Source organism: Corynebacterium sp. TAE3-ERU12 (assembly GCF_019209905.1).
Classification (GTDB): domain Bacteria; phylum Actinomycetota; class Actinomycetes; order Mycobacteriales; family Mycobacteriaceae; genus Corynebacterium.
On record NZ_JAHUTM010000001.1, the window covers coordinates 240699 to 265372 of the forward strand.

Genomic DNA, 24674 nt, shown 5'->3' on the forward strand with positions numbered 1-24674 from the left:
ATGGTTACCACCGCACCCGTCGTTCGCGCCGAGGACCTGGCCTACTCCGTCGACGACCGGATTCTCTGGGAGGGCCTGTCCTTCACCCTCGAGCCCGGGTCCTTCCTCGCCGTCACCGGGCCCAGCGGCTGCGGCAAGACTAGTCTGCTGCTCGCTCTCGGGGGCCTGGTTCCGGTCCACTCCGGCGAGATCCGGTTTGGACAGCGCGCCCTGAGCCGGTTCGCCGCGAAGGAGAAGCGCCAGCATCTGCGCCACACCATCGGCTACTGTTTCCAGAACGCCGGCATCGTCCCGACCTGGAGCGTTCGTCGGAACTTCGCCATCCTCGGCCGCGCGGCAGCTCGCGAGACTGAGGCGCTCACCACGGCGCTGGCCGCGTTCGGCCTGCCCGCCGATCTGCTGTCGCGCCGGGCCGGCAGCCTCTCCGGCGGTGAACGTCACCGTGTGGCGTTGGCCCGCCTGGCCATCCAGGACCCGGCGATCCTCCTGCTTGACGAACCGACGTCGGCGCTTGACGACGCCAACGCCGACCTCCTCGCCGACCACGTCCGCGGCCACGTCGGCACCGGCGGCTCCGTTATAGCCGTCACCCACGACCCGCGGCTGCAGGATCGGGCGGATGACGTCCTCCGTCTCGGCGGCTGACGCGACCCCCGCTACTTAACGAAAACTATTCCCGTTAAGCTAAGTGGGTGACTACTTCAACGCTGACCCGCACCGAGCTCGTCGACCTGCTCACCACCCGCCTCGACGAGGCTTTCGGCTACACCCGCAATAACACCGCCACCGTCTGGCGCGACCTCGCTCGCGCCCTGGCCAGGGGAGAAGGCGGCACCACCGTCGACCCCACCGACTTCGGCGCCGACGCCACCACTATCCGCAACTTTCCCTGCACCGAATGGGATGGCGACCGCGTCGCCGGCAGCCTCATCAGCACCAACCCCACCGATCACGCCATCTCGCATGCCGACGGCCAGGCCTGGACCTGGTGCATTTTCGACGCCATGCTTGCCGGCCTCATCCTCGACGGCCCGCTCGAGCTGGCCTCCACGTGTCCCGCAACCGGCGAACCCGTGCGCTTCACCATTGCCGATGGGCGCATCTCTGGCTTCCGCGACAGTGACCTGGTCACCCTGCCGGCAGCCTTTTTGCCGGGCAATGACCTGCGTGCCGACTTCTGCTGCCGCACCCGCATGTGGGCCGAGGCCGGTCCGGCCGAGCGAGTCGTATGGCTCGGTGTCGAGGAGGCCTTTGACGTGGTGCAGGAGGTCGCTGCGCGCCTGAGGATTGTCTAGCTCCTTGGCCAAGTGCGGCCTTGTGTGCCTGTGGGTTGCGCAAACCCGTACCAATTGCGCAGATCCGTGCGAAATTCCGTACGGATCTGTGTAATTCGTACGGATCTGTGACGAGACCCAGTGGAAGGTCGGTGGCAGCCCGGGGAAGGCTGCCACCGCGCCTCCTTGCCCACTTGCGGACCTGGCAGGGCGAGCGAAACGCCGACCTACCCGCGTCCCGGCCCTTGCCCAGCGCTCCACAACGCAAACCCGTACCAATTGCGCAGATCCGTGCGAAATTCCGTACGGCTCTGCGCAATTCGTACGGATCTGCGGCGAGGGCAGGGTGAGACAGGGCGAGGAGAGGCCGGGGGCGACCGCGCCGCCCGCACCGCCCACCCCGCACACGAAAGCGCCCCCGCCACCAGGAAGTCCTGGTGCGGGGGCGCTGTGCGGTGTCAACCACAATCAGCGAGCGAGCCGGAGCTCGCTATGAGCGCTGATTTAGTGGAACTGACCCTCCTCGGTGGAGCCCTTCAGGGCGGTGGTGGAGGACAGCGGGTCGACGGTGGTGGCGATGCGGTCGAAGTAACCGGCGCCAACCTCGCGCTGGTGCTTGACGGCGGTGAAGCCGCGCTCCTTGGCTGCCTCGAACTCGCGGTTCTGCAGGTCGACGAAGGAGGTCATCTGGTTGCGGGCGTAGCCGTAGGCCAGATCGAACATGCCGTAGTTCAGGGCGTGGAAGCCGGCGAGGGTGATGAACTGGAACTTGAAGCCCATCTTGCCCAGCTCGTTCTGGAACTTGGCGATCTCGTCCTTCTCGAGGTGTGCGGACCAGTTGAAGGACGGGGAGCAGTTGTAGGCCAGCAGCTGGTCCGGGAACTCCTCGTGGACGCCATCGGCGAACTTCTTGGCGAGCTCGAGGTCCGGAACGCCGGTCTCCATCCAGATCATGTCGGCGTAGGGAGCGTAGGACTTCGCACGGTCGATGCAGGGCTCGATGCCGTTCTTGACGCGGTAGTAGCCCTCAGCGGTGCGGTCGCCCTCGATGAACTTCTGGTCACGCTCGTCAACGTCGGAGGTGATCAGGGTGGCGGCCTCGGCGTCGGTACGGGCGATGATGACGGTCGGGGTGTTGGACACGTCAGCAGCCAGGCGAGCGGAGGTCAGGGTGCGGATGTGCTGCTGGGTCGGGATCAGCACCTTGCCACCGAGGTGGCCGCACTTCTTCTCGGAGGCCAGCTGGTCCTCCCAGTGGGTACCAGCGGCACCGGCCTGGATCATGGCCTTCTGCAGCTCGTAGACGTTGAGGGCGCCACCGAAGCCGGCCTCGCCGTCAGCGACAATCGGCAGCAGCCAGTTGTCGACGGAGTCGTCGCCTTCGATGCGGGCGATCTCGTCGGCACGCAGCAGGGCGTTGTTGATACGACGGACAACTGCCGGGACGGAGTTGGCCGGGTACAGGGACTGGTCCGGGTAGGTGTGGCCAGCCAGGTTGGCGTCGCCAGCGACCTGCCAACCGGAGAGGTAGACGGCCTTCAGGCCGGCGCGGGCCTGCTGAACGGCCATGTTGCCGGTCAGGGCACCCAGGGCGTTGATGTAGGAGTCGTCATCGACGTTGACGCCCTCCCACAGCAGCTCAGCGCCACGACGGGCCAGGGTGGACTCCTCCACGACGCTGCCCTGCAGCTCGGCGACCTGCTCGGCAGTGTAATTGCGGGTGATGCCCTTCCAGCGGGGATTTTCGTCCCAGTCCTTCTGGATTTCCTGGGCGGTACGGGCCTTGCCAACGTTCGACATATCCGTTGTCACTTCCTTATGTTCTGACTTCGGTGGAGTGGACGCTTCCAAGGACGTGCACGCACGTCGTCTTGGGGTCCGGAAAAGACATCGCGGTCGAACGGTGCTGCTGTGTGAGGCAGGTTCGGGCAACCGCGTGCCCTGCCTTCATGATGTTCGAGATCTGCGTGCCCGTCAAGATGCAAGGATCCGTATAGCCTCGTTCATAGGAGGGATAGGCCGATTTTTTCGCTATTAGCCCCGGATAACCGCTAAAAGAGGCCATTTTTCCAGGCCACGCCGGATGCCGTGATGGTCACTGCACTGCTCCCGCGCTTTACCCCCGGTGTCGTGTTACCCCCGGATGGTGGGGCGTCTTTTTTATGCGTCACCGATTCGGCAACTATTTCAGGAATCCGGTTTGGGGGTGGACTGGGGGCGAGGAGGCAAATACCCTTCGCTTTAACCGTGATTCACATACAGTGGGGTTCATCGCGAGCGGGCGTGTCGGTTTCGCATGTTGTAGCAGCCGCCGCCTGTTGCGTACTCAGCTGTAGGTCTTCCGGTCCGCAGCGCACGAGATTGGCGCAGTTTAGAGCGCCCGTGAACAACCTCTTATGAAGGAGAAACATGACTGAGCGCATCACCGTCGGCGGCCTCCAGGTCGCTAAGGTTCTGTACGACTTCGTCAACGACACCGCCCTCCCGGCGGCGAAGATCACTGATAAGGACGCCTTCTGGCAGGGCTTCGGCGATATCGTCGAGAAGTTCACCCCGCGTAATGAGGAGCTGCTCGCCAAGCGCGATGAGCTCCAGGCGAAGGTTGATGATTGGTACCGCGAGAATCCTGGCAAGCAGGATCAGGATCGTTACGTTTCCTTCTTGAAGGAGATTGGTTACCTGGCTGAGGACCCGGGCGATTTCCAGGTCACCACCGCCAATGTCGACGAAGAGATTGCCGCTACCGCTGGCCCGCAGCTGGTGGTGCCGGTGCTTAATGCCCGTTTTGCTATTAACGCCACCAATGCTCGCTGGGGCTCGCTTTACGACGCTCTGTACGGCACCAATGCCATTTCTGAGGAAGGCGGTGCCGAGAAGGGTAAGGGCGGATATAACAAGGTCCGCGGTGACCGCGTTATTGCCTGGGGTCGTGACTTCTTGGATAAGGCACTGCCGCTTGCCGACGGTAGCCACGCCGACGTCGAGAATTACGCCATTAAGGATGGCGCCCTGGTCGCTACCGTCAATGGTGCTGATACCAAGCTCGCTAATCCGGAGCTGTTCGTCGGCTACACCGGCGATAAGGAGCAGCCGTCGTCCTTCTACTTCAAGCACAATGGCCTGCACATTGAGCTTGAGATCGACCCGGAGCACCCGATCGGTAAGACCGATAAGGCCGGCGTGAAGGACATCACCCTCGAGGCCGCGGTGACCAACATCATGGACCTGGAGGACTCTGTCGCAGCTGTTGACGCGGCCGACAAGACTCTTGGCTACACCAACTGGTTGGGCCTGAATGTCGGTGACCTCGAGCTCGACATCACCAAGGGCGGCAAGCCCGCTAAGCGCGTCATCAATGACGACCGCAGCTACACCGACCTTGAGGGCAATGAGGTTAAGCTGCACGGTCGTTCCATGAACCTGGTGCGCAACGTCGGTCACCTGATGCGCAACCCCGCCATCCTGGACCGCAATGGCAACGAGATCTTCGAGGGCATCATGGATGCCGTCATCACCCCGATCTGTGCCATCCCGGGCTTGGATAAGAACAATGCCCGCGGCAACTCCCGCGAGGGCTCCATCTACATCGTGAAGCCGAAGCAGCACGGCCCGGCCGAGTCTGCTTTCACCAGCGAGCTTTTCGCCGACGTCGAGGACCTGTTGGGTCTGGAGCGCAACACCATGAAGGTGGGCCTCATGGACGAGGAGCGCCGCACTTCGGTCAACCTCGATGCCTGCATCAAGGAGGTCTCGGAGCGCGTGGTGTTCATTAACACCGGCTTCATGGACCGCACCGGCGACGAGATTCACACCTCGATGGCCGCTGGCCCGATGTACCGCAAGGCGGAGCAGAAGACCGCTAAGTGGATGCTGGCCTACGAGGACAACAACGTCGACGCTGGCCTGGCACATGGCCTGCAGGGCAAGGCCCAGATCGGTAAGGGCATGTGGGCCATGACCGAGCAGATGGCCGAGCTGCTGGACCAGAAGATTGGCCAGCCGAAGCAGGGCGCTTCTACCGCGTGGGTTCCGTCCCCGACCGGTGCTGTGCTGCACGCCACCCACTACCACGAGGTGGATGTCTTCGGTGTTCAGGACAAGCTGATCGCCGACGGCCGTCGCGACACCTTCGGTGACCTGCTGACCATCCCGGTCGACCCGTCGGCTGATTGGTCCGAGGAGGAGCGCCAGAACGAGCTGGATAACAATTGCCAGTCCATCCTGGGCTACGTCATCCGCTGGGTTGAGCAGGGCGTTGGCTGCTCCAAGGTGCCGGATATCAACGATGTCGCCCTGATGGAGGACCGCGCTACACTGCGTATTTCCTCCCAGACCCTGGCTAACTGGATTGAGCACGACGTCATCACCGTTGACCAGGTTGAGGATGCGCTCAAGCGGATGGCTGCGGTGGTCGATCGCCAGAATGAAGGCGATAAGAACTACCTGCCGATGTGTGATGACTTTGAGCGTTCCATCGGTTTCCAGGCTGCCCGTGAGCTCATCCTGGAGGGCACCAAGCAGCCCTCCGGCTACACCGAGCCGATTCTGCACCGCTCCCGCCTCGAATTTAAGAAGCGCGAGGGCATTGACCAGGACTAATCACTAGCCTGCCTGCTTAAAGGGCCGTCGGCGGCGCATTCGAGCGCCAGTCGGCGGCCCTTTGTGCATGTGTATGTCCGTTCGCCAGTTAGGGTTAATACCGTCAACTATGTACCCGCGTGCTGAACGCACAAACGAGGAGACTCGCGCATGGAGACCACCCACCACGGGGCTGTGTTGTTCGACCTTGATGGGGTACTTACCCCCACCGCTGATTTTCATGAAGCTGCCTGGGGGGATATGTTTCGGCGTTTCCTTGAGGGCCGGGATGTGGCGCCGTATTCGGAGGCTGATTATTACGAGCATCTCGATGGTCGCCGTCGAGATGAGGGCATCCGGTCGTTGTTGGCGTCGCGGGGCATTGAGCTTCCCGACGGTGGCGCCGACGATTCGCCGGAGGATGACACGGTCACCGGTTTGGGCTTGCGTAAGAATGAGCAGTTTTTGAAGCGTGTCCGGGAGGGGATTGAGCCTTTCCCGGGTTCGGTGCGGTATCTGGATTATTTGGCTGCTTTGCCTAGTCCGCCGCAGGTGGCTGTGGTGAGTTCTTCGCGCAATGCGCAGGAGGTGCTTACTGCCGCTGGTTTGGTGGATCGTTTTGAGGTGATTGTGGATGGCAATGTCGCCCACGAGAAGGGGTTGGCTGGCAAGCCTGCCCCGGATACGTACCTTTTCGCCGCGACTGCGTTAGGTGTGGAGCCGATGGACGCCACTGTGGTGGAGGACGCGATTAGTGGCGTGAAGGCCGGTGCGGCTGGCCGGTTTGGTCATGTCATTGGTGTCGATCGGGGAGCGGGCCACGATCAGCTTTCCGACGCTGGCGCCGACGAGGTCGTGTCTGACCTGGCGGAGCTGGTCCGATGAGCGGGGATAAGCAGCAGGAGGTTCCATCGAGCCGGAGTCGGGCGCGCCGCCATTTCCCCGTGTCGCGGGCGGATGTGCACCATGACGGCATTGACGTCGGCAAGCTGCTGGACCGGGATATTATGCCGGTCGACGAGTGGTGCTTGCGGGAGACGATTGCCGAGGGGCTGCCGTTGGGGCTCAGTGAGACCCTGTTTGCGCTGTCCAATGGTTATCTCGGGATGCGCGCGAATCCGCCGGAGGGCCGCGATAGCGCTGAGCACGGCACGTTTATTAACGGGCTGCATGAGACCTGGCCGATTCGGCATGCCGAGGATGCCTACGGTTTGGCGCGTGAGGGGCAGACCATCATCAACGCCCCTGATGCGAAGGCGATGCGGCTGTATATCGACGATGAGCCGCTGCGCCTGGCCTCGGCTGAGGTCAATGAGTACGAGCGCAGTCTTGATTTCCGGGACGGTATTTTGCGCCGTGATGTGCTGTGGCGCACCCCGGGCGGCAAGAAGGTGCGGGTGAAGTCTGAGCGCATGGTGTCGCTGCAGGAGAAGCATCTGGCGCTGATGTCGCTTGAGGTGGAACTGCTTGATTCGGATGCGGCTGTGACGATTAGCTCGCAGATCCTGAACCGTCAGGACGGCAAGGATGAGTACTACGACAAGCAGGCCGCCCAGGGCAATGACCTGGACCCGCGCCGGGCGGAGGCGCTTGATGAGCGGGTGTTGCTTGATACGTTCCAGAGTGAGAGCGGGGGCGGCCGGGCGACGTTGGCCTACCGGTGTGCTCGGTCGGGGATGACTGTGGCGTGCTCGATGAGTCACGATATTTCGGTCACGGCCCCCGATGGCACCCGGATTACTCCGAATTGGGAGCAGCACACCGAGGAAGATACGGCCGCGATTATTTACCAGGTCCGCGCCCCGAAGGGGACGGTGCTGCGGCTGGATAAGTACGTTGCTTATCACTCGTCGCGGCATGTGCATGGCGAGGAGTTGGCGTTTCGTTGTTCGCGGACGCTCAACCGTGCCCGTCGGGTTGGTGTCGCCAGGTTGCAGGAGAATCAGCGGGAGTGGCTGGAGCGGTTCTGGCAGCGTTCCGACGTTGTTATCCATAACCAGCCGGAGTTGCAGCAGGCGGTGCGGTGGAACCTGTTCCAGCTGTTGCAGGCTTCTGCGCGCGCTGAGGTGCAGGGCATTCCTGCTAAGGGCATGACCGGCACGGGGTATGGCGGGCATTATTTCTGGGATACCGAGATTTATGTGCTGCCGTTTTTGGCGTACACCTCGCCGACATTTGCCCGGAATGCTTTGCGTTTCCGCTGCAATATGCTTGATGCCGCCCGGGATCGTGCTGATGAGTTGGCGCATGATGGTGCGCTTTTCCCGTGGCGCACGATTAATGGCCAGGAGTCCTCGGCGTATTACGCCGCGGGCACTGCGCAGTACCACATTGATGCGGATATTGCGTATGCGCTGATGAAGTACGTGCACGCTTCTGGTGATGTTGATTTCCTGCTTGAGCAGGGCATTGAGTTGCTCATTGAGACGGCTCGGTTTTGGATGTCGTTGGGCTTTTTCACCGATAACCGCTCGGAGTTCCAGATCCATTCAGTGACCGGGCCGGATGAATACAACACGGTGGTGAATAACAACCTTTACACCAACGTGATGGCCCAATTTAACCTGCGCGCGGCCGCTGATGTGGTCGACCAGATGCGTCGGGAGCGGCCGGATGATTTCCGCAAGGCTCAGCATTTCCACAAGATTGACGACGCTGAGGTCGCCGAGTGGCGTGAGGCCGCGGACCGGATGTACATCCCGTTCAATGAGGAACTTGGCATTCACCCGCAGGATGACCAGTTTTTGCTGCGGCAGCGGTGGCAGCTCGACGACCCGGAGGTGGGCCCGAAGCGGCCGTTGTTGCTGTACTACCACCCGTTGACCATTTACCGGCACCAGATCATTAAGCAGGCCGACGTGGTGTTGGCGTTGTTCCTGCGCGGTAATCAGTTCACCGATGAGCAAAAACGCGCCGATTATGACTACTACGACCCGCTGACTACCGGTGACTCAACGCTGTCGGCTGTGGTGCAGTCCATCGTCGCCGCTGAGGTGGGGTACAACGAGTCCGCGTTGAACTTCTTCTATCGCGGCCTGTACGTCGATTTGGCGAATCTGCATGGCAACACTGCCGATGGTGTCCACGTGGCTTCTGCTGGTGGCGTGTGGCAGTCCCTGGTGTACGGGTTTGGTGGTTTCCGCGACCACGGCGGGAAGTTCACCATCAACCCGAAGTTGCCGGAGGAATGGGATGGGCTGACCTACCGGGTGACTATTCGTGGCTGTCGTATGCGGGTCACGGTGCGCCGGCACTCCGTTGAGGTGGTGCTGGAGGAGGGCGATTACGCCTTGGGTCCGATTGATATCGCCGGCCACCAGGTGATTGTCGATAAGGAACCGATGACGGTGTCGATTCGGGACTAGGTGGGTGCGCGCGCAGCACATAACGTCGGAAAGCACCCTAAGGTAAGGCTTCAAATATAAACGGGCCAGATATACCGTAAATGGGTGCCTTTCGTCTATAAGGATCGGCTTACCTGACAAAGAAACGCCCTTACGTGGGGAAACCTGTGAAAATCCTCACCAAAATGGGGGGAGAATGGTGTTCTGGGCCTCAGGGAAATTACAGTGAACATGACACTGGAGGTGCCATGACTGTTACTAGCTCTAACCGTGAGGCAGTCGCCCACGGTAAAATCACGACCGATCCGCTGCGTGAGCAGCCAAAAGTCCCGTCCTGGGCCCTGAAACTCATCATGGCCATTACGGGCATCATTTTCGGGTTGTTCGTTATCGTCCACATGCTGGGCAACCTGAAAATCTTCACTGGCGAAGAGCACTTCAACGCCTATGCGGAATTCCTGCGTGCCGTCGGTGCGCCGGCCATCCCGCATGAGGGTGTGCTGTGGATCTTCCGCATTGTCTTGCTGACCGCGTTGATTCTCCACGTCTACGGCGCCTTTGCGCTGCACGGCCGTGGCCGCAAATCGCGCGGCAAGTTCCGCCGCAAGGGCATGGTTTCCAGCTGGAATACCTTTACTGCCCGCTCGATGATCGTCACCGGCGTTGTGCTGCTGGCCTTCATCATCTTCCACCTGCTGGACCTGACCATCGGTGCCGAACCGGCCGCCCCGGATGTGTTCGAGCATGGCGAGGCCTACGCCAATGTGATCGCCTCGTTCTCGCGACCGCTCGTCGCTATCTGGTACGTCATCGCTCAGCTGGCCCTGCTGCTGCACCTCTCGCACGGCCTCTGGACTGCTTCCAGTGACCTCGGCGTGACCGGTCACCGCACTCGCCAGGTGGTTCTGTTCCTGTCCGGCCTGCTTCCGCTGCTCGTGGTTGTCGGCAACATCGCCATCCCGGTCGCCGTCTTGACTGGCGTGGTCAGCTAGGTCTGAAAAGGGATTAAGACAATGACTTCAACTCAAGTTTCTGACTTCCAGGCGCCCGAATCATGCGTCGACGGTGTGAAGATCGGTGGCGTCCTCACCGATCACAGCCCCGGTGATAAAGCCTCTATGAAGGACCACTGGGAGTACCAGAAGGACCACTACAACCTGGTCTCCCCGCTGAACCGTCGTAAGTTCCGCATCCTCGTGATCGGCACCGGCCTCTCCGGTGGCGCCGCAGCTGCGGCCCTCGGTGAGCTCGGCTACGACGTGCACGCCTTCACCTACCACGACGCCCCGCGTCGTGCGCACTCCATTGCGGCACAGGGTGGCGTGAACTCCGCCCGTGGCAAGAAGGTCGATAACGACGGTGCCTACCGACTGGTGAAGGACACCGTTAAGGGCGGCGACTACCGCTGCCGGGAGAACGACTGCTGGCGCCTGGCCGTCGAGTCCGTTCGCGTCATTGACCACATGAACGCCATCGGCGCCCCGTTCGCCCGTGAGTACGGCGGCGCACTGGCCACCCGTTCCTTCGGTGGTGTGCAGGTCTCCCGTACCTACTACACCCGTGGCCAGACCGGCCAGCAGCTGCAGCTGTCGACCGCTTCGGCCCTGCAGCGCAATATCGGTCTCGGCAACGTCGAGATGTGGACCCACAACGAGCTCGTCGACATCATCGTCGCCGACGGTCGTTGCCAGGGTGCTGTGATGCGTAACCTCATCACCGGTGAACTCACCGCACACACTGCCCACGCAGTTGTGCTGGCCACCGGCGGTTACGGCAACGTCTACCACATGTCCACGCTGGCGAAGAACTCCAACGCTTCGGCCATCATGCGTGCCTACGACCAGGGTGCATATTTCGCATCCCCGTCGTTCATCCAGTTCCACCCGACCGGCCTCCCGGTCAATGCGCACTGGCAGTCCAAGACCATCCTGATGTCGGAGTCGCTGCGTAACGACGCCCGCATCTGGACCCCGAAGGAGAAGGGCGACGAGCGCGCCGCCGCCGAGATTCCGGTGGATGAGCGCGACTACTTCCTGGAGCGCCGCTACCCGGCATTCGGCAACCTGGTGCCCCGTGACGTCGCCTCGCGTGCCAACGCTCAGCAGATCAACGCCGGCTACGGCGTCGGCCCGCTGAAGAACTCGGTGTTCCTGGACCTGCTCGACGCGATCGAGCGCCTGGGCAAGGACACCATCCGGGAGCGTTACTCCAACCTGATTCAGATGTATGAGGAGACCACGGGCGAAAACGCCTACGAGGTCCCCATGCGTATCGCCCCGACCTGCCACTTCACCATGGGTGGCCTGTGGAGCGACTTCAACCAGATGACCTCCATCCCGGGTCTGTTCACCGGTGGTGAGTGCTCCTGGACCTACCACGGCGCTAACCGTCTTGGTGCGAACTCCCTGCTGTCGGCCTCGGTTGACGGCTGGTTCACGCTGCCCTTCGCAGTGCCGAACTACCTCGGCCCGCTGCTGGGCACCGACCGACTCGCTGAGGATGCCCCGGAGGCAACCGAAGCGGTCAACCGCGCCAAGAGCCGCCTGGACAAGCTGATGTCCATCGGCGGTAAACACGGTGCTGAGTACTTCCACCGCCAGCTCGGCGAAGAGCTCTACCGCGTCTGTGGTGTGGCTCGTAATAAGGAAGACCTGGCTGAAGGCCTGGAGAACGTGCGCAAGATCCGCGATGCGTTCTGGAAGGACCTGTTCATCCCGGGTGAGCCCGATGAGATGAACCAGCAGCTCGAATACGCCAACCGCGTCGCCGACTACCTCGACCTCGGTGAGTTGATGTGCGTCGACGCACTGGACCGTGACGAGTCCTGCGGTGCTCACTACCGCGAGGACCATATTGATGATGAAGGCGAAGCCCAGCGTGACGATGAGAACTGGTGCTTCGTGTCCGCCTGGGAGCGCGGCGACCGTGGCCCGTCTTGGGACCTGAAGTCCAACGAGCTCATTCGCCACGCTGAGCCCCTCACGTTCGAGGCCGTCCCGCTGATGACAAGGAACTACAAGTAATGAAACTCCATCTTGAGATCTGGCGTCAGGCAGGCCCGGAGGCAGAGGGACATTTCGAGAGCGTCGACGTCGACGACGCCGTGCCCGAGATGTCCATCCTGGAGCTGCTTGACCACGTCAATTCTGGTTATGTCGAGCAAGGCAAAGAACCCTTCGCCTTCGCCTCTGACTGCCGTGAAGGTATCTGTGGCACCTGTGGCCTCAACGTCAACGGTCGCCCGCACGGCCCGGGCAAGAACGCCCCGGCCTGCCAGCAGCGTCTGCACCAGTTCAACGACGGCGATTCGCTGAAGATTGAGCCGATGCGTTCTGCCGCATACCCGGTTATTCGCGATATGGTCGTGGACCGTTCCGCGCTGGACCGCGTTATGGAAAAGGGCGGCTTCGTCTCCGTTATGGCCGGCACCGCCCCGGATGCCGATACGCTGCACGTCAACCACCAGACCGCTGAGCTTGCGCTCGACCACGCGGCCTGCATCGGTTGTGGCGCATGTGTCGCCGCCTGCCCCAATGGCGCGGCACACCTGTTCACCGGCGCCAAGCTGGTGCACCTGTCCATGCTGCCGATGGGTAAGCAGGAGCGCGGCAAGCGCGCCCGCAAGATGGTTGACCAGGTGGAAACCACCTTCGGCCCCTGCTCGCTGTACGGCGAGTGCGCCGATGTCTGCCCGGCCGGTATCCCCCTGACTGCGGTTGCTTCTATCAACAAGGAACGAGCCCGTGCGGCGTTCCGCAACAAGGACGACTAAGCTTAAGGAATCCTTAAGCGGGACCTTCAGGAAGGACTACAACAATGGCCAGCACCACTGCCCAGTACGGAAGTGATGAGCACTTCGTCGAGGGCTACCACCCGCAGAGCTTGAACGCGGAATATTCATCGCTGCACAAGTCGAAGACCTGGATTGGCATGGGCTTCATCCTCGCTTCACTGGCGGCATGGGGCATCTTCGTGTTCGGTCTTGGCGTGACCGTCTTCGACACGCACAGCGCCCACACGGTCGGCTACATCAATGAAGCCGGCGAATGGGTTGGGCAGAGCGATGATTTCCCTGCCAGCCTCATTATGTGGGGAGGCCTAGCCCTGGCCCTGGCGATGGACCTGTTCGGTTTCTTCCTGATCCACCTTGGCCGTAAGGACTACAAGGAATACCGCAAGACCCACAACGTGGGCCACTAGGCAGTAGAACACCTCCTGGCGGCACCTCGTACGCACCTCAGTGCCGCGCTGCACCCCCGACTCACGCGAGTTGGGGGTGCAGTTGTATTCACACCAAGCACCCCAGCAGGCGGATAATAAGACCATGGCCTCACACCGCAGCCTTGACACCATCGCCCAACCGGACACCGTTGCACCACAGCAGCGTGCCGACGGCAGCCTCCCGGTTCCCGGCCCCTCACCGGAAAATGAGGCCCGCAAACGCCGCGAACTGCGCCGCAGCAAAGCTTTCGCACTGTCCCTGCTCATCCTCGCCACCGGCATTTACTTGTTCTGCCGGTGGATGGAAGCTTCCGCACAGAGCAACGGCACCCAGGTGGCTGCGTGGGTGGGCTATGTTCGCGCAGCTAGCGAGGCTGGCATGGTCGGCGCCTTAGCCGACTGGTTCGCTGTTACTGCGTTATTCCATCACCCGATGGGCATTCCGATCCCGCACACGGCAATCATCAAACGCAAAAAAGACCAGGTCGGCACCGCCTTGGCGGATTTTGTTGGGGAGAATTTTCTCAACCCGGCACTCATTGTGGAACGCGTCCGGCAAGCTAACCTGCCCGAGCAAATCGGCCAGTGGTTAGTTGAGCCCGGCAATGCTGAGTTGGTCTCCGCTGAGGCAGGAAAATTCGTCGGCAATGCCTTAGAAGCACTTGATCCCCGCGACGCGGAGCTCATCATCCAGGCTGCGCTCATCGACCGTCTTGCCGAGCCGGAGTGGGGCCCGCCGACGGGCCGGGTGCTGCAACAGCTTATCGACGAGGGCCGCACCGAACCCATCGTCCAGCAGCTCGCCGAGTGGCTGCACCGCAAAGCCATTGGTGCCGAGCCGTTGATTGGTCGGATGGTGGGGGAGCGCGCCCCGGAGTGGGCCCCGTCATTCCTCAATGACCTCATTGGCGACCGGGTTCACCGCGAGCTTGTCGACTGGACGTGGCGCGTGAAAACTGAGGACGACCACGAGGCTCGTATCGGTATTCGCCGCTTCCTGGCTAAGCTCGCCGTCGACCTGCAAAACGACCCCACCACCATCGCCAAGGTCGAGGACATAAAGACCGACCTGATGGGGTCGGCGCCGATGCACAACGCCCCGCAGCGCATTTGGGCGGCCACCTCAGAAGCGCTTATTGACGCTGCCCGCGACCCGGAGTCGCTATTGCGCCGCAAGATCACCGAAACGGCCCGTAATTATGGCCACCGGGTCAATGAGGACCCGGAGCTGCGTGCAGCCATTGACCGGCGTATTGAAGGTGGTGTGCATTTCATCGCCGTCAACTATGGCGGGGAGATCACCTCCATTATTTCGGAGACCGTGCACCGCTGGGACGCCGATGAGGCGTCGGCCAAGATTGAGCTCATGGTCGGCCGTGACCTGCAGTTCATCCGGGTTAACGGCACTGTGGTGGGCTCATTGGCGGGGCTTAGTATCTACACCATTTCCACTCTGCTCTTCGGTGGTTAAAAACCCCGGTACAGTGGTTCGCGATAGGCACGAGCGGTGATTTCACCTTCCCTAAGGAGCTGCCATGACTGACCACAATGACGACAACACCACGAATTCCTCCAATAATGAGCGCGGTCTGCGTGACGCCGTGGAGTTCCTCAAGACCCCGGTCTACGCATGGCTTGGCGCCGGCGTTCGTACCGTAGAGATGCTCGGCGAGATCGGCGAGCGCGTGCGTAATGAGGAAACTGTGAAGGACGCCCAGCAGCGCGCCACCGAGTCCTCCGAGGCCGCCGCAGAGCGCGCCCGCGAGGCCTACACCAAGCTCATCACCGCAGCCCAGCAGGCATTCAATGAGAATGTGGAACGGACTCAGCGCGCTGGTGACGCCACCTTCGCAAAGGCCTCCGAGTTGCCTGATGACCTGGAGGCCCGGCTGTCTCAGCTGCGCCCGGAGCAGGTCCGGGAGCTCACCGAGTCCTACCTGGAACAGGCCACCCGCATTTACCGGGAGCTCGCGGAGGTCGGTGAGGAGACTGTGCACTCCAATCTGCAGACGGTGAAGTTGCCCACCGGCCGGTTGCGCCGCAATCCCAACGGCCGCCCCAATGACCCGGACAATCCGCTGTACACCGTCGAGAGTGAGCCCACCGATGGGGGCCAGGAAGGTTCACGTCGCCGCGGTCCCTTGGGGCTTGCCGACGTGCTGGGCATCCGCGTGCCCCGCTCCGGCCGTACTTCTGCGGCTTCGATGCTGTCCAATACGGTCGATGAGTTGGCTCAGGAAGCCGCCCGCCCGCTGGTGGAGGCCGGTGAGGAGTTGCGCCGTCGCATTACCGACGAGGGCGTGACCGATCGCCTGCAGGGTGCCTTGAAGGACGCCGCTGATGTCACCGAAAGCCTGCTTGGTGCACTGCGTCAGCAGACCGCCGCTGCCCGTGATGGTGAGGTCATTGACCTCGACCCGGATGATGTTGAGAATGTCTCCGCCGCCGCAACGCGGGCTGCTGCTGCCGCTGATGCGGCCGCTGCCGCAGCTGACGAGGCCGCCCGTGCTGCTGCCGCCGCCGACGCTGCTGTTGCCGCTGAGGCTGTCGACGAAGAAGCCACCCTGGCTGCTGAGGAAGCCGTGGCTGCCGAAGAGGCCGCCCGCGCTGCCGACGCTGCCGAGGTCGACGCTGATGTGGCCGCCGACGAGGCTGAGGCGCAGGATCAGCGCAATGACCTGACTTCGGATGAGGATAACCAGTAGTGAATTTCTTTCTCCCACCCCAGGGCAGCATCCTGACCCAGATCCACTGGGGTATCGCGATGTTCTTCCAGATCGGGCTGCCGTTTATTGTCGGCATCTTCGCCCTCATTGGCGTGATTCTGGTGCTGACCACCCGGCCCGATGCTTTCGATGCCGCCGACCGGCGCACCCGAGGTGTGTGGGCTGGTCTGCTGGGTGGCTCTGCGGTATTCCTGCTGGTTCCGCTGCTGAGCCAGTTATTCCTCGGTATTCCGATGATTGCCGGCATGGTGATTACCGGTATCTACTGGTTTGACGTGCGTCCGCAGATCAAGGATCTGCTCGCTAACGCCCAGGGGTGAAAACCTAGTTAGTTCACTACTCTTTTAAAGACTGTTGTGAACGCGCCCGCCGGGGTGGCCAAAAGCGACCACAACCGGCAGGTAAGCCAAGACCTGGGAAAGACAGCAGGCGCCGTCCTAGTCGAATACGACAGTGCGGTTGCCGTAGACCTGCACGCGGTCTTCCAGGTGCCAACGCAACCCACGGGCGAGTACCTGCTTCTCCGCGTCGCGGCCCTCGCGCTGCATATCGCGCGGGGTGTCCTTATGCGAGACACGGATGACGTCCTGCTCAATAATGGGTCCGTCGTCGAGATCCTGGGTGGCGTAGTGGCAGGTAGCGCCGATGAGTTTCACACCACGCTGATGCGCCTGGTGGTAGGGCCGGGCACCCATAAACGAGGGCAGGAAGCTGTGGTGGATATTGATCGCACGGCCTTCCCACATCTCACACAGGTCCGGTGGCAGAATCTGCATGAACCGGGCCAGCACCACCGCATCCGGGTTGTGCACATTGACCAGCTTGGCGACCTCATCGAAGGAGGCTCGCTTGCCGACGGCGTCCTTGGGGAACGGCACGTAATGGAACGGAATATCGTGCGCCTGCGCCAGCGGTTCTAGCACCCGGTGGTTGCCGATGACCGCGGCGACATCCATGGGGTAATCGTTCTGGTCGACCCGGCCCAGCAGGTCCTGCAGGCAATGGCCTTCCTTCGACACCAGGATGACCGCCTTTTTGCGGACACCGGTGTCAGTGACTCGCCAGCGCACCGGGGAACCGTCGACGCCAAGTTCTTCCACGATGGGGCGCATCTTCTCGATGAGCTCCTCGCGGGTTAAGTCCAGCTCGTCGGCACGCACTGCCTGGCGGGTGAAAAACCAGCCGGACTCCGGGTCGGAGAAGAAGTGCGCTTCGGTAATCCAGGCGCCGATCTCGGCGAGGAAACCGGATAGTTTGGCCACGATGCCGGTGGAATCGGGACATCCGAGGGTGAGGATGTACTGGCGCTCTTGGGGCGCACGCGCAGGCTGCGCCAACGGCGAATTACTCATTCTGCGAAGTCTAGCTGAGCAAGGTAATCACTCGCGGGAGTAGTCGATGGTGCGCAGCGCTGTCACCGCAATATTGGTGCCTTCCAAGTCGACTGCTAAGCCCTCATCGGTCACGCGTACTGCGGTGATCTGCAGCAGGTCATCGTTGATAGCAGCGGTCGGTTCGGCGACTGCGGCATCAGCGATGGTGGCGACCACACCGTCGGCAGACAACCCCCCAATATCGCCGCCACTGACCTCGGCGACAACCTGCCCGTCGCGCACCACCGGGAGAATATCCACTGATGCGGCGCCGCGGGCGAACTCGGCCACTAACACCCCACGTGCCGGGTCCGGGCGCACTGCGCTCATCCGAGTGACTTCCCCGGTGATGTTGTCCAGGATGGAATCACCCTGCGGGGCGGGCCGGTTCAGGTTGGCCTCGGCCATGATGAGCTCGGCCGGGATAGTGGCGGTAATGCGCACCCGCTCGGCCACGGACTCTTCCGGGTTGCCGACGCTGACGTTGTAGAGCGTCGTCGTCGCGGCGGGCACACCCCGCACACTCGGCACCGCCCCGCCAGCAGCGTCGGCATTTTGGATGTCGAGGGTGGAGGGGGAGACCACGTCGATTTCGTCGATAGTGCCGGTGATGAGGTCGAGCAGCAGCGGGAAGGCGCCGAAGGACGTCTCAGTGTCCTGCTGCACGGTCACGCCCTGCTGTGGTGGGGCGGTGCGGAACTCCTCATCAACAACGCCGGAGATATGCACACGCAGCGCAATCTCAGCGATGACGAGGACGATGGTGATAGCAAGAACCGACCCCAGCACAATGGCCGGGGTTCGGGATGAATGTCGTTGAGCCACGCGCCCACTATAGGTGCGTGCGGCGACCTAGGACTGTTTTGCGACGTAGTCGTTGAGGTTGTCGACCTCGCGGGCGAAGATCTGCTTCATGGCCTCGGCGACCTTAGGAGCGATCATGCCGCCCATCATCGGGATGTTGACGTTGATATCAACGCTGGTGGCCAGGGAGTCGGAGGACAGGGTGCGGGTGCCGCTGAAGCTGACCGGGAAACCGTCGACATCACCGGAGAGGGTGGAGGAGGCGGAGTCATCGTTCAGGGCGGTCCAGGTCTCGCGACGGGTGACCGTCAGGTTGGCGGGGACCATGCCGCGCAGCTGCTCGGGCAGCATATCGGTCGGCATCTGCTGCTTCAGTTCGACCTCGACGCCATCGCCGGAATCGTTGAAGACAGTCACTTCGCCGTTCTCGCCGGGCATTGCGTCGACGAGCTGGGTCCAGTATTCATTCGTGGCCAGAGCGGCGTAAACTTTTTCCGCAGGATGGTTGATCGGGGACTGGGTATCGGTATGTGTAGCCATGCCCGGAATACTAACGCAGAGGAAGTAGTTATTTCACTCAAAAATACTAAACAGTCTGCTGGGATGTGCGAAACCACCTTCGCAGATCTCACCACCCTGCGCCTAGGCGGCGCCCCAACTGCGGTTCTGCGCTGCCCGACGGTCGAATCCATCGTCGATAATGTGCGCAGCCTCGATGCCCAAAAAACCCCGCTGCTCATCGTCGGTGGCGGATCGAACCTGGTTGTCGGCGATGAACTCGACGATCTGGTCGCAGTTGTTATCGAAGCCGATGAGGTCACAATCTCCCGCGATGGCGATGATGTTGTTGTCTTCGCTGAAGCCGGTGCGGTCTGGGACGACGTCGTCAAGGCCGCTGTTGCAGCAGGTGCTGGCGGCATGGAGTGCCTGTCGGGTATTCCCGGTTCCGCCGGGGCCACCCCGGTTCAAAATGTCGGCGCCTATGGCGTCGAAGTCGCCCAGATCCTGGACTCCGTGCAGCTATTCGACCGCACGACCGGCAAGGTCGAGTGGGTCACCCCCGACGCCCTGGACTTGGCCTACCGCTACTCCAACCTCAAATTCACCAACCGTGCGGTGGTGCTGGCGGTGCGGTACCGCTTGCGTGCCGACGGCCTGAGCGCCCCACTGCGCTATGGCGAATTGGCTCGCCGACTTGGCGTGAGCCCAACAGAAGCCCAGGCCGGTGAGGTACGCCGCCCGGCTGCGCGGGTGCGTGAAGAGGTGCTGGCGCTGCGCCGCGGCAAGGGCATGGTGCTCGACGCTGAGGACCATGACACCTGGTCGGCGGGTTCTTTTTTCACCAACCCCATCATTGATGAGGCCGAACTGGCGGATGTGCATACCCGTGTGGTGCATCACTGTGGAGACGATGAAGCCGACAGCATGCCCGTGCACCCGGCGGGGCCGGGGCGGGTCAAACTGTCGGCTGCGTGGCTCATTGAACGAGCCGGCTTCACCAAGGGCTACCCGGGGCAGGGAGCCCCGGTGCGGCTGTCGACTAAGCACACTCTGGCGCTGACCAACCGTGGCTGTGGGGCGACCACAGCAGACCTGGTGGCACTCGCCCGCGAGGTCCGCGGGGGAGTGGCCAGTGTCTTCGGTGTGCGCCTCGTCCCCGAACCCGTGTGGGTCGGGGTCGACATCGACGCCTAGGGCAGGGGGCTAGCGCACCAAGTCGTCGACGGACTTGTTCTTATTCTCGAGGCGCTTGAGCAGCACGTCTTTGACGTCGCGCCGGCGCACCTTGCCCATCTGGTCGCGCGGCAGCTCATCGAGGTGGAAGAAAGCGCGCGGCACCTTATAGCGGGTCAGGTTCTTCCGGCAGTGCTCGCGGTAGTCTTCGGTATCCAGCCGGGCGCCGCCGTCGAGAGTGATGGCCGCACAGACCAGCTCCGAACCGTCGGACTTCTCCAGGCCGACCACGGCGGCATCGAGGATATCGTCGTGATCGGTCAAGACCTCTTCGACCTCAGCCGGGTAGACGTTGAAACCGCCGGTGATGATGATTTCCTTCAGGCGGGACACCAGGCGAATCCAGCCGTCGCTTTCCATCACACCAATATCGCCGGTGCGGTAGAACCCGTCGTCAGTGAAGGACTTCTTCGTCTCATCGGGCCGGTTGAGGTAGCCGTTGAATACCTGCGGGCCGCGCACCACCAGCTCGCCTTCCGTATCGAAGCCCAGATCCTTATTCGGATCGTCGGGGTCGACAATTTTGACTTCGGTGTCCGGGAAGGGGATACCCACATAGCCCGGGCGGCGCGAACCGTCCATGGGGTTGCCGACCACAATCGGGGAAGTCTCAGTCAGGCCGTAGCCTTCCACCAGCTTGCCGCCGGTGAGTTTCTCCCACTTCTCAACAGTGCGCACCGGCAGCGAGGAAGCACCGCAGAAAGCGAAGCGGATGCCCTTCAAACTGTCCTTCCGCGCCTCGGCTTCCTCAATGATCTTCTCGTATAGCGTCGGTACGCCCGGGACCCAGGTGGGCCGGTTGTGCTTGAGCACCTTCATGATGAGGTCCATTTCCGGGGCGGGCACCATGACCAGCTCGGCGCCGACGAAGACGGACACGTTGGTGACAATGGTCAGGCCATAAGCGTGGAACATCGGCAGCGCAGCCAGGGCGACCTCGCGTCGCTCACCCAGCTTCGGCACCCAGGCCTTGCCCTGCATCAGGTTGGCGACCAGGTTGCGGTGGGTGAGTTCCACACCCTTCGGTTCCCCCGTGGTGCCCGAGGTGTACATGATCACAGCCGGGTCGTCGGCGCTAATGGGGCGCGGCGGAGTCGGCATCTGCGGGGCGTCGGACGGCGCTAACACCCCACCGAACAGGTCGGGGCGGGTACGTGTATCTGGAGTGCCGAGCTTTTCGCGGGTCTCTTTCAGCTTGCCGATGGGCAGGCGCAGTGCCATGCGCAGCTTCCACGGCATGTCATCGATGATATTGACCGGGATGACGGTCTCCAGCGGAGTTTTTTCCACCAGCTCGTCGAGCACCGGAGTGATCTTGTCCCAGCAGATAGCGATGGTTGCGGCGTGGTCCTGGAATGGGCCCTGCAACTCATGTGCGGTGTAGAGGGGGTTGTGCTCTACGACGGTGGCGCCAAGGCTGAGCACCGCGAAGTAGGCAACGACGTGCTGTGGGCAATTCGGCATCAGCAGGGCGACGCGGTCACCCTGGCGAACACCGAGTTCGTGGAGTTTGACGGCGGCGCGGCGAACCAAGGCGTCAGCTTCGGCGTAGGTGCGGCTACGGCCGAAGAACGTGAGCATTGGCCGGTCAGGCCACGTGGTGATGGCGTTGTGGTAGACCTCGGTGAGCGTGGTGTCACCATAATCTAAGTGCGCGTCTGTCCATTCTGGATAATGCTGCAGCCACACGTGGTCAGACTGGGTCATGAGTTCTCCTCTGTATGTAGAAGTGGCTTTCTGACGCCTTTTCACCCACCCTACGCGACCGTAGGGTAGTCAGCTGGGGAATGGGGGTGCATGCTGGTCACATGGATTCCAACCAGCCCGGCGCCGCCAGCACCCCACTGCGGATTGCTGCTATTTCGATGCACACCTCACCCCTGGAGCAGCCCGGTACCGGCGATGCCGGCGGCATGAACGTCTATATCCTGCGCAGCAGCCTGGAACTCGCCCGCCAAGGCCACCAGGTGGATATCTTCACCCGCGCCACCCGCCCCAGCCAGGGCGATATCGTCCAGGTCGCCGAGAACCTGCGGGTCATCAATATCGTTGCTGGCCCCTACGAGGGCCTCACCAAAGACGAACTACCCACCCAGCTGGCTGCCTTCACCGGAGGCATGTTGGCCTTCATCCGCCGCAATGGCATCCACTATGACCTCATCCACTCCCACTACTGGCTTTCTGGCCAGGTGGGCTGGCTACTGCGGGATCTGTGGCAGGTGCCGCTGGTGCACACTGCGCACACCCTAGGGGCGGTAAAGAATGAACACCGGGCTATTGGGGATAAGCCGGAGCCGGAGTCACGCCGGATCTGTGAGCAACAGATCGCCGATAACGCAGACCGCATGGTGGTCAACACCGACGAGGAATATAAGAACCTTCTTGGGCATTACGACGCTGACCCAAGCAAAATTGTGGTCATCCCCCCGGGCGTGGATATCGGGCTGTTTTCGCCTGGTTCAGATCGCGCCACTGAGCGCGCCCGCCGGGAACTGGGCGTCCCGCTGCACTCCCGGGTGGTGTTATTCGTCGGCCGGCTACAGCGCCTGAAAGGCCCGCAAGTCTTATTGCGCGCCACCGCCGAGTTATTCCGCCGCGACCCCGACCGCAACCTGCGGGTACTTATCTGCGGTGGCCCTTCGGGCACAGGTGTGCAGCGCCCCGACGAGTTCCTTGAGCTCGCCACTGAGCTGGGGGTGAATGAGCAGGTGCGGTTTATGCCTTCCCGCCCGCCGGAGGAGTTGGTCAACCTCTACCGCGCCGCCGATATTGTCGCCGTGCCCAGCCATAACGAGTCTTTTGGGCTGGTGGCGATGGAAGCCCAGGCCTGCGGCACCCCAGTGGTGGCCGCCAACGTCGGCGGGCTGCCGGTGGCGGTTCGGGAAGGGCAGACCGGGCTGCTTGTCGACGGCCACGACGAGATTGCCTGGGCCGATGCCTTGGAGGAGTTGCTGGTCGACGACCTTGTTCGGCGTGGCATGTCGCTGGCGGCGCCTAAGCACGCGGCGGATTATTCCTGGGAGGCCACTGCCCAGCGCCTGTATGACGTCTACGATCAGGTCATCGCGCAGACCAACGCCGCAGTGGGCAAATTGCCGCGGCGCGGCGGTGGCGATATTCCCGGCGAGGGCTAACCGCCCCTGGCCAACAACCGTGAGCTCACCCATCAGCCTCAGGAGGCGACCACGATGACAAAAACGAATGACGCGCTGACCAATCTCGCCGCCCAGCTGGACCGGATCGATATTGAGCACACCGTCACCAATGGTGTCGTGGTGCTGGAATTGCGCGGTACCCGCAAGCTGAAAACCACTGTGGCACTCACCCCCGCCCCGGATTCGTTGCGGGTGGAGGCTTTTGTCTGCCGTAAGCCGGAGGAAAAGCCTGAGGTTGTCCATAAGTGGCTGCTGGAGCGGAATCGTCGTCTATTCGGGGTCAGCTACGCGCTGGATGCGCGCGGCGATATCTACCTGGTGGGGCAGTTGCCTGCCGAGCTTTCCGACGATGACCTCGACCGGGTGCTCGGCCAGGTGCTGCAAACCGCGGATGGGGATTTCAACTCCATTCTGGAACGTGGCTTCATGGAGTCGATCCGGCGTGAGTGGGAATGGCGTAATGACCGGGGTGAACCCACCCGCAACCTGGAGGCCTTCCGGCACCTTTTGGAAGAGCCGAAGAAGAACTCGGGTGGAACAAATGGGGGTAACGCTGGTGGGGCTGCGCGCGGTGGTGGCGCCCCGGTGCCGAAGTAGGCCCAAACCCACAGCGAGCTGGCCAGGTTTTCGGCACAATTGACACTATGAGCACCGGAACCTTGATTCTTGTCCGCCACGGCCAGAGCGAATGGAACGCTTCTAACCAGTTCACCGGCTGGGTCGATGTTGACCTCACCGATAAGGGCCGCGCTGAAGCAGTGCGCGCCGGCGAGCTGCTTAATGAGGCTGGTCTGAAGCCGGAGGTGCTGTACACCTCCCTGCTGCGCCGCGCCATTAACACCGCCAATATGGCCCTCAATGTCGCTGACCGCGGCTGGATCCCGGTCATTCGTGACTGGCGTCTCAATGAGCGTCACTACGGCGCCCTGCAGGGCCTGAATAAGGCAGAGACCAAGGAGAAGTACGGCGAGGACCAGTTCATGTCCTGGCGTCGTTCCTACGACACCCCGCCCCCGGAGCTGGAGGACGGCGCTGAGTTCTCGCAGTCCGACGACCCCCGCTACGCCGACCTGGACCAGGTGCCGAAGACGGAGTGCCTGCTCGACGTCGTTAAGCGCTTCGTGCCCTACTTCGAAGAAGAGATCCTGCCGCGCCTGAAAAACGGTGAGACTGTCATGGTTGCCGCGCACGGCAATTCGCTGCGCGCACTGGTGAAGCACCTGGACAATATCTCCGACGATGACATCGCCGGCCTGAATATCCCCACTGGTATTCCGCTGGTGTACCGCTTCAACGATAAGGGCGAGGTGGAAAACCCCGGCGGTGATTACCTCGACCCTGAGGCCGCTGCCGCTGGTGCCGCCGCTGTTGCCAACCAGGGCAATAAGTAGCAACTGGCACTGCCCACGGTCATCGCGCAGCCCCGTCGTTATCTGCTCAACAGGTAACAACGGGGCTGCCGCAT

General features: G+C 62.3%; 21 protein-coding genes. 16 read left to right on the forward strand and 5 right to left on the reverse strand.

The window, feature by feature from the left end; genetic code table 11:
* Together ccmA and merB are read left to right on the forward strand one after the other, a co-directional pair.
* Entirely contained in the window at positions 1 to 645 is a 645-nt protein-coding gene (gene ccmA / locus KRX51_RS01080) for a heme ABC exporter ATP-binding protein CcmA (protein ID WP_218361118.1), read from the forward strand.
* Between the two features lie 47 nt (positions 646 to 692).
* Positions 693 to 1295, forward strand: coding sequence for an organomercurial lyase (gene merB / locus KRX51_RS01085; RefSeq protein WP_218361119.1), 603 nt, complete (start codon positions 693 to 695; stop codon positions 1293 to 1295).
* A 483-nt stretch (positions 1296 to 1778) separates the two neighbouring features.
* Here merB and aceA read toward each other — a convergent pair whose 3' ends face one another.
* Entirely contained in the window at positions 1779 to 3074 is a 1296-nt protein-coding gene (gene aceA, locus KRX51_RS01090; RefSeq protein ID WP_218361120.1) for an isocitrate lyase, read from the reverse strand.
* A 609-nt stretch (positions 3075 to 3683) separates the two neighbouring features.
* Between aceA and KRX51_RS01095 the strand changes: the two genes are divergently transcribed.
* The 10 genes from KRX51_RS01095 to KRX51_RS01140 all read left to right on the forward strand — a co-directional run bounded on the left by KRX51_RS01095 (position 3684) and on the right by KRX51_RS01140 (position 16463).
* The gene (locus tag KRX51_RS01095; RefSeq protein WP_218361121.1) at positions 3684 to 5873 is read left to right on the forward strand and encodes a malate synthase G; all 2190 of its coding nucleotides are present in this window, start codon (positions 3684 to 3686) and stop codon (positions 5871 to 5873) included.
* A gap of 150 nt (positions 5874 to 6023) precedes the next feature.
* The gene (locus KRX51_RS01100; RefSeq protein WP_218361122.1) at positions 6024 to 6737 is read left to right on the forward strand and encodes an HAD family phosphatase; all 714 of its coding nucleotides are present in this window, start codon (positions 6024 to 6026) and stop codon (positions 6735 to 6737) included.
* Positions 6734 to 9217, forward strand: coding sequence for a glycoside hydrolase family 65 protein (locus KRX51_RS01105; RefSeq protein WP_218361123.1), 2484 nt, complete (start codon positions 6734 to 6736; stop codon positions 9215 to 9217). Before KRX51_RS01100 ends, KRX51_RS01105 begins: the two co-directional genes overlap by 4 nt.
* A gap of 227 nt (positions 9218 to 9444) precedes the next feature.
* A complete protein-coding gene (locus tag KRX51_RS01110; protein ID WP_218361124.1) occupies positions 9445 to 10188 on the forward strand; it encodes a succinate dehydrogenase cytochrome b subunit in 744 nt (247 codons plus the stop codon).
* Positions 10189 to 10209: 21 nt separating this feature from the next.
* Positions 10210 to 12219 carry a fumarate reductase/succinate dehydrogenase flavoprotein subunit gene (locus KRX51_RS01115; RefSeq protein ID WP_218361125.1) on the forward strand — a complete coding sequence of 670 codons (2010 nt, stop codon included), beginning with the start codon at positions 10210 to 10212 and terminating at the stop codon, positions 12217 to 12219.
* Positions 12219 to 12968, forward strand: coding sequence for a succinate dehydrogenase/fumarate reductase iron-sulfur subunit (locus tag KRX51_RS01120; RefSeq protein WP_218361126.1), 750 nt, complete (start codon positions 12219 to 12221; stop codon positions 12966 to 12968). Before KRX51_RS01115 ends, KRX51_RS01120 begins: the two co-directional genes overlap by 1 nt.
* Positions 12969 to 13012: 44 nt before the next feature.
* Complete coding sequence (locus KRX51_RS01125) at positions 13013 to 13396, forward strand: hypothetical protein (protein WP_218361127.1); 384 nt, start codon at positions 13013 to 13015, stop codon at positions 13394 to 13396.
* A 124-nt stretch (positions 13397 to 13520) separates the two neighbouring features.
* Positions 13521 to 14888, forward strand: coding sequence for a DUF445 domain-containing protein (locus KRX51_RS01130; protein ID WP_218361128.1), 1368 nt, complete (start codon positions 13521 to 13523; stop codon positions 14886 to 14888).
* Between the two features lie 64 nt (positions 14889 to 14952).
* A complete protein-coding gene (locus KRX51_RS01135) occupies positions 14953 to 16122 on the forward strand; it encodes a hypothetical protein (RefSeq protein ID WP_218361129.1) in 1170 nt (389 codons plus the stop codon).
* Positions 16122 to 16463 carry a DUF2516 family protein gene (locus KRX51_RS01140; RefSeq protein ID WP_370624960.1) on the forward strand — a complete coding sequence of 114 codons (342 nt, stop codon included), beginning with the start codon at positions 16122 to 16124 and terminating at the stop codon, positions 16461 to 16463. The genes KRX51_RS01135 and KRX51_RS01140 overlap by 1 nt, the downstream gene beginning before the upstream one ends.
* 117 nt (positions 16464 to 16580) lie before the next feature.
* Here KRX51_RS01140 and purU read toward each other — a convergent pair whose 3' ends face one another.
* The 3 genes from purU to KRX51_RS01155 are packed head-to-tail and all read right to left on the reverse strand — an operon-like array spanning position 16581 to position 18860.
* A complete protein-coding gene (gene purU / locus KRX51_RS01145) occupies positions 16581 to 17495 on the reverse strand; it encodes a formyltetrahydrofolate deformylase (protein WP_218361130.1) in 915 nt (304 codons plus the stop codon).
* A 27-nt stretch (positions 17496 to 17522) separates the two neighbouring features.
* Positions 17523 to 18341 (reverse strand): DUF2993 domain-containing protein, encoded by an 819-nt coding sequence (locus KRX51_RS01150; protein ID WP_218361131.1) that lies wholly within the window; start codon positions 18339 to 18341, stop codon positions 17523 to 17525.
* A 27-nt stretch (positions 18342 to 18368) separates the two neighbouring features.
* A complete protein-coding gene (locus tag KRX51_RS01155) occupies positions 18369 to 18860 on the reverse strand; it encodes a DUF2505 domain-containing protein (RefSeq protein WP_218361132.1) in 492 nt (163 codons plus the stop codon).
* A gap of 63 nt (positions 18861 to 18923) precedes the next feature.
* Here KRX51_RS01155 and KRX51_RS01160 point away from each other — a divergent pair, with 63 nt between their 5' ends.
* The gene (locus KRX51_RS01160; protein WP_218361133.1) at positions 18924 to 20015 is read left to right on the forward strand and encodes a UDP-N-acetylmuramate dehydrogenase; all 1092 of its coding nucleotides are present in this window, start codon (positions 18924 to 18926) and stop codon (positions 20013 to 20015) included.
* Between the two features lie 9 nt (positions 20016 to 20024).
* Here the strand turns inward: KRX51_RS01160 and KRX51_RS01165 are convergent, their stop codons facing one another.
* The gene (locus KRX51_RS01165) at positions 20025 to 21761 is read right to left on the reverse strand and encodes a long-chain-fatty-acid--CoA ligase (RefSeq protein WP_218361134.1); all 1737 of its coding nucleotides are present in this window, start codon (positions 21759 to 21761) and stop codon (positions 20025 to 20027) included.
* A gap of 137 nt (positions 21762 to 21898) precedes the next feature.
* Here KRX51_RS01165 and mshA point away from each other — a divergent pair, with 137 nt between their 5' ends.
* Genes mshA through KRX51_RS01180 form a run of 3 tightly spaced genes read left to right on the forward strand, consistent with a single transcriptional unit; the run spans position 21899 to position 24600 of the window.
* A complete protein-coding gene (gene mshA / locus KRX51_RS01170) occupies positions 21899 to 23188 on the forward strand; it encodes a D-inositol-3-phosphate glycosyltransferase (protein WP_218362201.1) in 1290 nt (429 codons plus the stop codon).
* Between the two features lie 54 nt (positions 23189 to 23242).
* The gene (locus tag KRX51_RS01175) at positions 23243 to 23806 is read left to right on the forward strand and encodes a YbjN domain-containing protein (protein ID WP_218361135.1); all 564 of its coding nucleotides are present in this window, start codon (positions 23243 to 23245) and stop codon (positions 23804 to 23806) included.
* 47 nt (positions 23807 to 23853) lie between these two features.
* Positions 23854 to 24600 carry a phosphoglyceromutase gene (locus KRX51_RS01180; RefSeq protein WP_218361136.1) on the forward strand — a complete coding sequence of 249 codons (747 nt, stop codon included), beginning with the start codon at positions 23854 to 23856 and terminating at the stop codon, positions 24598 to 24600.
* Positions 24601 to 24674: the final 74 nt, after the last annotated feature.